General features: G+C 42.1%; 12 protein-coding genes. 2 read left to right on the plus strand and 10 right to left on the minus strand.

The features are described 5' to 3' along the window. Positions 1-113 precede the first annotated feature (113 nt). Together rho and trxA are read right to left on the minus strand one after the other, a co-directional pair. A complete protein-coding gene (gene rho / locus AB4140_RS11920) occupies positions 114-1,379 on the minus strand; it encodes a transcription termination factor Rho (RefSeq protein WP_076539336.1) in 1,266 nt (421 codons plus the stop codon). Positions 1,380-1,724: 345 nt separating this feature from the next. Next, positions 1,725-2,051, minus strand: coding sequence for a thioredoxin TrxA (gene trxA / locus AB4140_RS11925; protein WP_055023577.1), 327 nt, complete (start codon positions 2,049-2,051; stop codon positions 1,725-1,727). A gap of 153 nt (positions 2,052-2,204) precedes the next feature. Here trxA and rhlB point away from each other — a divergent pair, with 153 nt between their 5' ends. Together rhlB and AB4140_RS11935 are read left to right on the plus strand one after the other, a co-directional pair. Further along, positions 2,205-3,500, plus strand: a complete 1,296-nt coding sequence (gene rhlB / locus AB4140_RS11930) for an ATP-dependent RNA helicase RhlB (protein ID WP_102436991.1) — start codon at positions 2,205-2,207, stop codon at positions 3,498-3,500. 12 nt (positions 3,501-3,512) lie between these two features. Further along, on the plus strand, positions 3,513-4,439 hold the full coding sequence (locus AB4140_RS11935; RefSeq protein WP_372001058.1) for an exopolyphosphatase: 927 nt from the start codon (positions 3,513-3,515) through the stop codon (positions 4,437-4,439). A gap of 99 nt (positions 4,440-4,538) precedes the next feature. On the opposite strand, the gene AB4140_RS11940 is transcribed toward AB4140_RS11935, so the two are convergent. The 8 genes from AB4140_RS11940 to tatA all read right to left on the minus strand — a co-directional run bounded on the left by AB4140_RS11940 (position 4,539) and on the right by tatA (position 11,118). Beyond that, positions 4,539-5,090 (minus strand): thioredoxin family protein, encoded by a 552-nt coding sequence (locus AB4140_RS11940; protein ID WP_102476031.1) that lies wholly within the window; start codon positions 5,088-5,090, stop codon positions 4,539-4,541. A 305-nt stretch (positions 5,091-5,395) separates the two neighbouring features. After that, positions 5,396-6,406: a porphobilinogen synthase gene (gene hemB, locus AB4140_RS11945; protein WP_102436987.1), complete on the minus strand. Its 1,011-nt coding sequence runs from the start codon at positions 6,404-6,406 to the stop codon at positions 5,396-5,398. A 26-nt stretch (positions 6,407-6,432) separates the two neighbouring features. After that, positions 6,433-8,337, minus strand: a complete 1,905-nt coding sequence (locus tag AB4140_RS11950) for a diguanylate cyclase (RefSeq protein ID WP_303446369.1) — start codon at positions 8,335-8,337, stop codon at positions 6,433-6,435. Beyond that, complete coding sequence (locus AB4140_RS11955; RefSeq protein ID WP_102436983.1) at positions 8,337-9,134, minus strand: TatD family hydrolase; 798 nt, start codon at positions 9,132-9,134, stop codon at positions 8,337-8,339. The genes AB4140_RS11950 and AB4140_RS11955 overlap by 1 nt, the downstream gene beginning before the upstream one ends. Positions 9,135-9,137: 3 nt before the next feature. Next, positions 9,138-9,656: a hypothetical protein gene (locus AB4140_RS11960; protein ID WP_102476028.1), complete on the minus strand. Its 519-nt coding sequence runs from the start codon at positions 9,654-9,656 to the stop codon at positions 9,138-9,140. Positions 9,657-9,708: 52 nt separating this feature from the next. Then, positions 9,709-10,467: a twin-arginine translocase subunit TatC gene (tatC, locus tag AB4140_RS11965; RefSeq protein ID WP_076539321.1), complete on the minus strand. Its 759-nt coding sequence runs from the start codon at positions 10,465-10,467 to the stop codon at positions 9,709-9,711. A 12-nt stretch (positions 10,468-10,479) separates the two neighbouring features. After that, positions 10,480-10,878: a Sec-independent protein translocase protein TatB gene (tatB, locus tag AB4140_RS11970; protein ID WP_102436979.1), complete on the minus strand. Its 399-nt coding sequence runs from the start codon at positions 10,876-10,878 to the stop codon at positions 10,480-10,482. Between the two features lie 6 nt (positions 10,879-10,884). Beyond that, a complete protein-coding gene (gene tatA / locus AB4140_RS11975) occupies positions 10,885-11,118 on the minus strand; it encodes a Sec-independent protein translocase subunit TatA (RefSeq protein WP_076539319.1) in 234 nt (77 codons plus the stop codon). Between the last annotated feature and the right edge of the window lie 24 nt (positions 11,119-11,142).

Consider the following 11,142-nt stretch of genomic DNA (forward strand, 5'->3'; position numbering starts at 1 on the left):
AACTAACAATACATTTAGTTAAGCAAACAAAGTAACCCAATAAAAATGCCGCTAACTCAGTTAGCGGCATTTTTGTATTCAGTTTCGTTACTGTATTAAAACAATAAAGAGAATTAACTCTTAGCGCGTTTCATTGCAGTGAAGAACTCATCGTTAGTTTTGGTCATTGCCAATTTATCGATAAGGAATTCCATGCCGGTAACTTCATCCATAGGATTAAGGATTTTACGTAAAATCCACATCTTCTGTAGCTCATCAGGCGTGGTTAGTTTCTCTTCACGACGAGTACCAGAGCGGTTAAAGTCGATTGCAGGGAAAACGCGTTTTTCAGCTGCTTTACGAGAAAGGTGTAACTCTTGGTTACCAGTACCTTTAAATTCTTCGTAAATAACTTCATCCATTTTAGAGCCAGTATCCACAAGCGCTGTTGCGATAATGGTTAAGCTGCCGCCATGTTCGATGTTACGTGCAGCACCGAAGAAACGTTTTGGACGATGTAATGCGTTTGCATCAACACCACCAGTAAGCACTTTACCTGATGATGGGATTACTGTGTTGTATGCACGGGCAAGACGAGTGATTGAATCTAATAAGATAACCACGTCTTTTTTGTGTTCAACTAAGCGCTTGGCTTTTTCAATAACCATTTCAGCAACTTGAACGTGACGACTTGCTGGCTCATCAAAGGTAGAAGCAATAACTTCACCTTTTACCATGCGCTGCATTTCGGTTACTTCTTCAGGACGTTCATCGATAAGTAATACCATTAACACCACTTCTGGGTTGTTATAGGTAATGCTTTGCGCCATGTTTTGTAGCAATAAGGTTTTACCCGCTTTAGGCGGAGCCACAATCAAACCACGCTGACCTTTACCAATTGGAGAACATAGATCCAAAATACGTGAGGTGATGTCTTCTGTTGAACCATTACCACGTTCCATACGCATACGTTCTTCTGCATGCAGTGGGGTAAGGTTTTCAAAGAGGATTTTTGTGCGAGAATTTTCAGGCTTATCGAAGTTAACTTCGTTAACTTTTAAGAGTGCAAAATAGCGTTCACCATCTTTCGGTGGGCGGATTTTACCAAAGATGGTATCACCGGTACGCATATTGAAGCGTCTGATTTGGCTAGGAGAGACATAAATGTCATCAGGGCCTGCTAAATATGAACCATCTGAGCTTCTTAAAAAGCCGAAACCATCTTGGAGGATTTCAAGCACACCGCCACCAAAAATGTCTTCACCGCTTTTGGCGTGGGATTTCAGAATAGAGAAGATGATGTCCTGTTTACGGGCACGGGCCATGTTCTCTAATTTCATGCTATCTGCTAGTGAAACCAGATCTGATATAGACGTGTCTTTTAATTCAGTTAAATTCATGTTGGGGGTCTTGTATTACGCGACGATGCTTACTGCAATCAATCTTTCTTTGGGTCTTACGAAATTGAAATAGTCGATTGATAAGCGAGTAGGGGTTTGGTTGAAAAATCTGATGAATAAATTAGCACTATATGGGCAGTGCGTCCAGAATTTTAGCGAAAAAACGGCACAAATTGTTTATATATTGTGCCGATTGTCACTTTTCAAACGTAAAACACGCAACATTATTAAAATTGATTGTTGTTCATTACACTAAAATAGCGTTTTTTTTAGCAATAACCTGCTAACGGGGTTAGCAGGTTATGTCATTAATCAATAGTGCCGCGATTTTATAAATAGACTTGATTAAGCTTGTGCGTCAATAAACTCTTTAAGTTGAGTTTTTGATAAAGCACCCACTTTAGTAGCAACTAACTCGCCGCCTTTAAACATTAATAATGTTGGAATGCCACGTACACCGTACTTAGCAGGTGAAACATTATTTTGGTCAACGTTTAATTTAGCTACAGTTAGCTTACCCGCGTACTCTTCAGCCACGTCGTCTAGGATTGGGGCAATCATTTTACAAGGACCACACCACTCTGCCCAGAAGTCTACCAGTACTGGTAATTCTGAGTTAATGACGTCGTTTTCGAAGCTGTCATCGCTTAGGTATACAATTTTATCGCTCATGTAGATCTCCAGATTTGGCACCATTGCTAGTTTATTAATGGCTTACCATGTATATTGGGACGGTTAAATAGCTTTTCAAGTGACCGTTCTATTAATGTAGCTATTTGAAACGATCGAGTCTTTTTTTGCAACACTAACGGGTATGCTTGCGCTATGAGCGAAACACATTTATCAACACAAAGATTCGCCGACTTCCCTCTGAAGTCAGAGGTTATACAGGCTTTGAACGAAAATGGCTTTGAATTTTGTACGCCAATTCAGGCGTTATCTCTTCCCATTTTATTACAACAAAAAGATATTGCTGGCCAGGCACAAACAGGAACTGGCAAGACAATGGCCTTTTTAGTGGCCACTTTTCACCACCTTCTCTCAGTTGCTGAGCCAGAAGGTCGTCAAATTAATCAGCCTAGAGCTATCATCATGGCACCGACTCGCGAACTTGCGATTCAGATTGCCAAAGATGCTAAATTGCTTGCACGACATACGGGTTTAAAAGTCGGTATTGTTTATGGCGGTGAGAGTTATGATGTTCAACGCCAAGTGCTTGATGCTGGTGTTGATATTTTAATTGGTACTACGGGTCGTATTATCGATTACGTACGCCAAGGTGTGATCAGTTTAAATGCAATTCAAGCCGTTGTGCTTGATGAAGCTGATCGCATGTTCGATTTAGGTTTTATTAAAGATATTCGTTTCTTGTTTAGGCGTATGCCTGATGCTAAGTCACGCTTAAATATGTTGTTTTCAGCGACGTTATCAATGAAGGTTCAGGAATTAGCTTACGATCATATGAATGATCCAGAAAAAGTTGAAGTCTCACCTGGCGAAAAAACCTCAAAGAACATCAAAGAAGAAATTTTCTACCCTTCGACTGAAGATAAAATGCGTTTGCTTCTGACATTAATGGAAGAAGATTGGCCAGAAAAGGCTATCGTATTTTCAAACACCAAACACAGCTGTGAAAAGGTGTGGTCATGGTTAGAAGGCGACGGCCATCGAGTGGGGTTATTAACCGGTGATGTACCGCAGAAAAAACGTATTCGCATTTTAGAGCAATTTACTTCAGGCGCGCTTGATGTGTTAGTTGCAACTGATGTGGCGGCGCGTGGCTTACATATTTCTGATGTATCTCATGTTTATAACTATGATTTACCAGATGATTGTGAAGATTACGTTCACCGTATTGGTCGTACAGGTCGTGCGGGACAAAAAGGTGTGTCAGTGAGTTTTGCTTGTGAAGAGTACGCACTGAATTTACCGGCCATTGAGACGTATATTAAGCACTCAATACCAGTCACTAATTATGATCGTGAAGCTTTGCTAGACGATTTACCGCCACCGGTTCGTATCCATCGTAAGCACCCAACAACACGTACGCGTGATGGTGCGAGAAGTGGTGCGCATCGCAGTGGTGGACGTCCACCTCAAAGGGCACGTAGACATTCGTAAATGACAATGACAATGACAGTGACAGCTGCAATGCCTGCATATGCCGCGATAACACTCGGCTCAAATAGTTTTAATATGTTGGTCGCTCACACCCTGAACGGCCAACCCACTATTATTGCAAAATACAAACGTAAAATACGTTTGGCTGAAGGTATTGGGGCTGATAACCGTCTTGATGAAGCCGTATTACAGCGCGGGCTAGATTGTTTGCAAATGTTTGCTGAGATGCTTGATAAACATCAAGTCGCAGCTGAGCATGTGGCGGTATTTGCCACCGCAACTTTACGTGTGATCAGCAATGCTGATGAGTTTCACCAACGGGCATTACCGATTTTAGGTCATCCGATTGAAGTCATTAGTGGTTTGCGAGAAGCTGAATTAATTTACCAAGGTATGGCGGCCACTACAGAAGGTGGCGGCCAACGCTTGGTGATTGATATTGGCGGCGCCAGTACTGAGTTTATTATTGGAAATGGTAATCAAGTGCTGTTTAAAACCAGTTTAGACTTTGGCTGTGTGCGCTTTAATCAACAGTTTTTTAAGCAAACGCCTTATCTAATGGCTGATTTTGAGCAAGCTAAAGCTGCGGTACTGATGGCGCTGAAGCCTTGCTTGCAACAACTGACACAATTGGGTTGGCAAGGCGTTGTGGGCGCATCAGGGGCTGTACAGTCTGTGGTGTCAGTACTTCATCATCGCGAGCTGTCTGAGATCATCACTTTGAAAGTGCTGCATCGTTTTAGAGACGAAGTGTTGGCACAGCAAAATGAGTCACTGCATCATATTCAAGGCTTATCTGCTGAAAAAGCACCGACATTTGCCTCAGGGATTGCGATTTTAATCGCCTTATTTGAGTTACTTGATATTGAGTCGCTTAATTTATCGGGTGGTGCGCTGCGTGAAGGAGTGCTAAGCATGTTGGCTGCAAGAATGGCTTAATGCTTTAATGACCTTGTAATAAAAATCGAATACAAAAAACGGGATCATTTGATCCCGTTTTTATTTGCCTGAAAAAACTCAAGAGGCTTTCAAAACAGACTATTTCAGAATGTTGACTAAATCTTGTTCCAGCGACACTGTTGGACGTTCAACGATTCGGCCAATTTCTTCATCTTGTTGCTGAATGATAAAGGTCGGGATTCGGGTGAATTCATATGCTGCCGCTAGGCCTTCTGGATCAACTTTGCTGCGATCAATACCTATGTAAGTCACGGTAATATTCGGATTGGCCGCTTCTTCGATAAGGCGCATGAAACGTGGCGTTTCACGATGGCAATCAGGGCACCAAGTACCAATAATTACCACGATATTTGTTGGGGTAGTTACCGCTTTTAATTCAGTTAATGCGGCAGCATCAATTTTATACTGCTCATACTCTGCAGCGTAACCTGGTAAGTCTTTTTCAAGTGTTGAAATATCAACAAGTCCGGTAATAATCACTTCTTGTTTCTCCTCGCTGCATGTTGCCATGAAGCCTGTTTGCTCTTCATCGAATGAACAACCACTGCCAGCCATGGCTGAGCCAGCAACCAAATGGCTGCCAAAGAAAATTGCGGTTGTAGCTAATAATGTTTTAACAGTGTTATGCATGATAAGGCCTCAAGAAAGAACAATAAAACAATTCAATCATTTAACCTTAGGTTAGTGAAGTTGAATATTAGCTAGCTGTTAGCTAGATCACTAATATAAGTAAAATTCAAAGATAACTTTGCACTGGCTCATAGTGCATTAGCAAGAGTTAATATTTATTGCTACGGCGATGAATGTCACTATTGGGGGGTGTTTTAGTCGCCTTTATAATCAATTTGAATCATTTAGCCTGCAAAATGCGCTATAAAAAAGGAGACCAATAGGTCTCCTGTTTGTTATTCATCTTGTATAAATAACATTTTTATTTACTTATCTTCTTTAAGCCACTGAGCGGCACTTTTTGCAAAATAAGTTAAAATACCATCGGCGCCAGCGCGCTTAAAGCACAGCAGTGATTCCATCACGATAGCCTTTTCGGCTAACCAGCCATTTTGAATTGCTGCCATGTGCATGGCATATTCGCCACTCACTTGGTATGCAAAAGTCGGCACTGCTAGTTCGGTTTTTACGCGGCGAACGATATCAAGGTATGGCATGCCAGGCTTTACCATTACCATGTCTGCACCTTCTTGAATATCTAATGCGACTTCATGTAAGGCTTCATCGCTATTGGCTGGATCCATTTGGTAGCTATGCTTGTTGCCACCTTTAAGGTTACCTGCTGAGCCGACAGCGTCACGGAAAGGGCCGTAGTAACTAGAAGAGTATTTGGCTGAATATGCCATAATTTGGGTGTTAACGTGGCCTGCAGCTTCTAATGCTTCACGAATAGCGCCAATTCGGCCATCCATCATGTCTGAAGGAGCGACAATGTCAGCGCCGGCTTCAGCGTGTGATAAGGCTTGTTTGACTAAGATCTCAGTGGTGATGTCGTTAAGGATGTAACCTGTGTCATCAATAATGCCGTCTTGACCATGGGTGGTGAAGGGGTCAAGTGCCACATCTGTCATAATCCCAAGCTCAGGAAAAGCTTGTTTTAACTCACGTACGGCGCGCTGTACTAAACCGTCACAATTGTAAGCTTCTTCAGCCATGAGGGTTTTCTTTTCCGCAGGTGTAACTGGGAACAGGGCAATCAAAGGAATGCCAAGTTCGACTAATTCAGCGGCTTCTTTGAGTAATAAGTCGATTGAATAGCGTTCAACACCCGGCATCGACGCCACTTTTTCGGTGCGATTGTTGCCTTCAAGAACAAACATTGGGTAGATAAGGTCATTCACCGACAGTTTGTTTTCTGACATTAAACGGCGGCTGAAATCATGTTTACGCATGCGGCGCATTCTGCGCTGTGGAAAAGCACTAGTAATTATATTCACATTCGACTCCTGAAATTAGACTGATCTTAATCAGACGAAAACAGACAAACCTGATTTCGTCCACTGCGCTTAGCTTGGTAAAGCGCTTTATCTGCTTGTTCAAGTAACTGAGTTGGCTGTTCATTGGTTTCGATAATGGCAGCGCTCACACCGATACTTACGAAAAGGGAAATAGGGTTATTATCCCAATCGATTGATAAATTAGAGATTGCTTGGCGAATTCTTTCAGCCAATAGCATCGCTCCTACACTATCAGTATTTGGTAATATAATAGCAAACTCTTCACCTCCAAAACGTGACACCAGATCGGTTGGTCGTTTTAAAAACTCAGAAATTGTTGTCGCAATCACTTTAATTGCAAGGTCGCCAGCAAGGTGACCAAATTGATCATTAATCTGTTTAAATTTATCAATATCAACCATTAGGATAGCAAGTGAGGTTTGCTGACGACGACTAATGCGTCCTTCTGCGGTTAGGCGTTTATCAAAGGCGTTTCTATTTTTTACTCCAGTTAAACTGTCAGTGGTGCTTTGTTGCTGCAGCTTTTGATTGGCATCATTTAGCTCACGTAAGGTGACTTCGAGCTCAAGAGTCCGCTCAGCGACCATTTGTTCGAGACGTTCATTGGTTCTCGCTTCTGCTTTTAAAGCTTCATCACGGTTTTGTTGTAGTTTTTGGGCTTGCTCTAGGGCCTTTTTTTGCATTTGAAGTTTGGCTTTTCGTTCATCGTTATAGCGCACTGCTAGCACTGCAGCCATGACAATGACTTCAAAGGTCAGTCCGATCATCATTGGAGTATGCGCTGGCATATACCACTGTAAATAGCCCAGATAAATGAGCCCGCTGAGAATGGCACCAATAAATAGCCCGATACGGGCAATAGCATATAAACGTGCATTTTTACTGCCTTTAATTACTTGTATTAAAGATACTGTAATCAGTACACAGCTAATGGCGATTACCGAGAAAGTGAGCAAATATAAGCTGAACTTAAAATCAATAAACGAGATAACCAGACTCAGTAAAACGCAGTAAACCGCAAGGTAACGACCGACTAATAGCATCGGTTTATTATGATATTTAAGTAGCATCACTTTTTCGGTAAACATCAGCGCAAAAGCTAAGGCTATCGGGATTAATATTGGAATGGCTAAGTTTTGCACCACCGGCAGTGTGGGCCATAAATATTGAAAGGCAATACCATGAATAGTGGCCACAAGTAGAGTTAAACTGAGTACATAGCCACTATAGTAACTATAACTAAAAGACCCTGATGCGAGGGCAATAAACAAACTAAATAGCCCAATGGCAATCAATATCCCAATTTGAAAGCCATTAGCAAGGCTTTGAGACTCAATGGCATGGCTGTAATCATTTTTACTCCATAGTACCAATGGAAAATTTAAGCTGCCGCGATTATCGATTTTTAAGTAAAAGGTATGTGTTTCGTTTGGCTGTAATTCAAAGGGGTAAAGAAATAAATTACTTTGCAGTGGGCGCTGTTTAAACGGATAGCTATCACCCATTAGCTCCACTTTTACTAATTTGTTATTGACTAAATGATATAGTTTCATGCTATCTAGCAGTGGGTTATTCAGCGCTATCATGCGTGATAGATGGTCATTAGGGCTAAAAATACTAAAACTCAACCAAGTATTTTTAGCGCCAATTTTACGCATATCGCCGCGGCTTAACTTGCGCCAATCTTGTTGGCTATTTTTTAGCAGTGTTAAGCTGGCAAGCTCTTCAATATCTTGAGACTGATTGATATACATCCAATCCGTTAATTTGATTTTTGTAATGGATGAGGCGGTTAATCTTAGCGGGGGATTGGCGTGCTCAACGGCAAGCGCGTGGGCTGCTTGTAATTGAGTTAGCAATATAATAAAAAACAAAGTAAATGCTTTAAACGCCCAATGCACTTGCTGCATTAATCCTGCCCTAGGTTAAAAAAACGCTGGCTGTTGGTGTAGCAATGGGCTGCCAGCTCTGCATAGGGTTGCTGACGAAGATTAGCAATATACTCGGCAATATAGGGCAAGTATTGTGGCAAATTTTTGCTAGATTTGGGTTTAGGGCGCATGCTGCGAGGTAATAAATAAGGGCTGTCAGTTTCAACCATTAAGCGGTTGTTTGGGATCAATGGCACTATGCTCGCCAGCTCAGCGCCGCGACGTTCATCGCATACCCAGCCAGTTATGCCGATATGTAAATCTAATTCAAGACAAGCAAGTAACTCATCTTTGCTGCCCGTAAAGCAATGCAGCAGCGCTGCAGGGAGCTTGTGGCGATATTGACTTACTATTGCAATAAAGTCCTCGTGAGCGTCACGACAGTGCATCAGTACCGGCATTTGTAATGCAACTGCCAATTCAAGTTGGGCGTGAAAGGCAAGGCGCTGGGCATTACGGGGAGAAAAGTCGCGATTATAATCTAAACCGCATTCACCAATAGCAACCACTTGCTTTAATGCTGCTAAGGTTTTTATCTCATCAGCACTGGCAGCATTCCAGCTACTGGCGTGGTGAGGGTGAACCCCTGCAGTGCTATAGAGTTGCTGAGGGTATTTTGCGCACAGCGAGGCGCTGTCGCTACTTTCAGTAATATCACTGCCAATAACAATTAACGGCGAAACATGATGTTGCGCCGCTTGAGTCACTATGTTGTCAATATCAGCGATTAACCTGCTGCTAAGCAAATTAACGGCTATGTCGATATGCTGCGGCATGATTTATTTTAAACGCTTCACTCGAATAGTGGAGTTACGATCATCGCTGCCCAGTAGGAATGAACCGAGAGCGCCTTTTTCAACAAAGACGGTTTGATCTTTTTTCACTTTATAGCGGTCAGTACCTGATTGCTTCCAAGTTTGATTATTAGACAGGGTAATAATTAATGAGCCGTAAGGATCTTTTTTTACCGATACAACGTCAGCATAAAGGCGAGTGACATCCTCATCGACCTTCTTTTTAAGACCAAACTCTTGTTCTGCAGTAGGATTGTTAGACGTTGCAACTGCAGCCTTTGTTACGGCAGATGCAGTTACTACTGCTGGCGTCGATACCGCAGTAGCAGTCTCTGTTGTCGCTGAAGTGAGGGAGGTGTTAACTGACGCGGCTAATGTGTCGTAACACATTAGCCGGTCAAGTTTGTCAGTTTGAGCTGCACAGCTCGCCAGTTGTTGCTCAACACTGGCCTGTGCTTGAGAAGAGATAGCCAAAGCAAAAGTGGCAATCAAAGTTAAACGCATTACAGAATCCTTCTTTTTATTGGTTAACTAGTCCATGAGTGCGATGCGCAATTTAACTATCAGCTTTCTCGTTCTCTGGCTCTTCGTTATCTGTATCTTCTTTTGGGGTATATAGCCTAGCTGCTAATAAACCACCTTCAAATAATATTAACATAGGAATCGCTAACATTGTTTGTGAAATAATATCAGGTGGCGTTAGCATCATGCCAACCACAAATGCACCTACAACAATGTAAGGGCGTTTTTGTTTAAGCTCATCTGGTGTTGTCACGCCAGCCCAGCACATTAATACTACGGCTACAGGGATTTCAAAGGCTAAACCAAAAGCAAAAAATAGCTTTAAGATAAAACTTAAATAGCTACTAATGTCGGTTGCTACTTGCACTCCTTCTGGTGCGACACTGGTGAAAAACGCAAATACCACCGGAAATACCACGTAATAGGCGAAAGCAATACCGAGGTAAAATAATACCGTACTGCTAAATAGCAGCGGCATAATCATGCGCTTTTCGTGTTTGTATAAACCGGGCGCCACAAATGACCATACTTGAAATAGTACGTAGGGGATCGCCACAAAAAATGATAACACTAAGGTTAATTTAAATGGCGCAAAAAAGGGCGCGGCTACATCCGTTGCAATCATACTGCCGGTCTCTGGCAGTGATTGCATTAATGGGATTGCCATATAATGGTAAATGTCATTTGCCCAATAAACTAAGCAGATAAATACCAGCAATACGCTGCCGATAGCTCTAAGTAACTTATTTCGTAACTCAAGCAAATGACTGATAAGAGGTAGCTGTTGTGACATTGGTTACCCGTGTTAGCTTTTGGTATTTGAACTGTCAGAGTCGTTTGCTTGTTCACTTTTGGCAGTAGAACTTTCAGCGGGTGTAGCTGCAGAGGTATCTTTGGCTACTTCGTCAACTTGATAGGGACGATTAACCGATTTTGCAGCATCTTTTAGCTGATCAATGGACTCTTGTAGTTCAGGTGATAGGTTCGACAAACCTTTGCTTTCTGCTTTTTTAAGGTCAGCATGAAGCTGATCAATTTTAAGCTCTTGCTCTAATTCATCTTTGACTGAGTTTGCCATCCGCTTTAATGAGCGGATCCACTCAGATATTGAACGTACTGCAACCGGAAGTCTTTCGGGGCCGAGAACCACAAGCCCCAAAATTCCAATCAGCAGTAGCTCCATAAAGCCAATACCGTCAAACATAATGAATTACGCCTGTTCTTTATCCTTTGACTCGGATTTCTGCTCAGTTGCCTGTTCAGACTTTTTCGCAGTGCTGTCTTCTAGAGACTTCTTTTCTTCATCTTCAGGATTCATTGCATTTTTGAAGCCCTTAACAGCCCCACCTAAATCGCCACCTAAAGAACGTAATTTTTTAGTTCCGAATAACAACACAACAATTAACGCAATAATTAGAAGCTGCCAAATACTGATGCCGCCCATGAACATTTCCTCTATAAGAATAAA

Source organism: Shewanella sp. 10N.286.51.B2 (assembly GCF_041469265.1).
Lineage (GTDB): Bacteria > Pseudomonadota > Gammaproteobacteria > Enterobacterales > Shewanellaceae > Shewanella.

Bases quoted from the DNA above. Each gene is read 5' to 3' on its own strand.
- rho (WP_076539336.1), bottom strand. From the start codon at position 1,379: ATGAATTTAACTGAATTAAAAGACACGTCTATATCAGATCTGGTTTCA.
- trxA (WP_055023577.1), bottom strand. From the start codon at position 2,051: ATGAGCGATAAAATTGTATACCTAAGCGATGACAGCTTCGAAAACGAC.
- rhlB (WP_102436991.1), top strand. From the start codon at position 2,205: ATGAGCGAAACACATTTATCAACACAAAGATTCGCCGACTTCCCTCTG.
- AB4140_RS11935 (WP_372001058.1), top strand. From the start codon at position 3,513: ATGACAGTGACAGCTGCAATGCCTGCATATGCCGCGATAACACTCGGC.
- AB4140_RS11940 (WP_102476031.1), bottom strand. From the start codon at position 5,090: ATGCATAACACTGTTAAAACATTATTAGCTACAACCGCAATTTTCTTT.
- AB4140_RS11950 (WP_303446369.1), bottom strand. From the start codon at position 8,337: ATGCAGCAAGTGCATTGGGCGTTTAAAGCATTTACTTTGTTTTTTATT.
- AB4140_RS11955 (WP_102436983.1), bottom strand. From the start codon at position 9,134: ATGCCGCAGCATATCGACATAGCCGTTAATTTGCTTAGCAGCAGGTTA.
- AB4140_RS11960 (WP_102476028.1), bottom strand. From the start codon at position 9,656: ATGCGTTTAACTTTGATTGCCACTTTTGCTTTGGCTATCTCTTCTCAA.
- tatC (WP_076539321.1), bottom strand. From the start codon at position 10,467: ATGTCACAACAGCTACCTCTTATCAGTCATTTGCTTGAGTTACGAAAT.
- tatB (WP_102436979.1), bottom strand. From the start codon at position 10,878: ATGTTTGACGGTATTGGCTTTATGGAGCTACTGCTGATTGGAATTTTG.
- tatA (WP_076539319.1), bottom strand. From the start codon at position 11,118: ATGGGCGGCATCAGTATTTGGCAGCTTCTAATTATTGCGTTAATTGTT.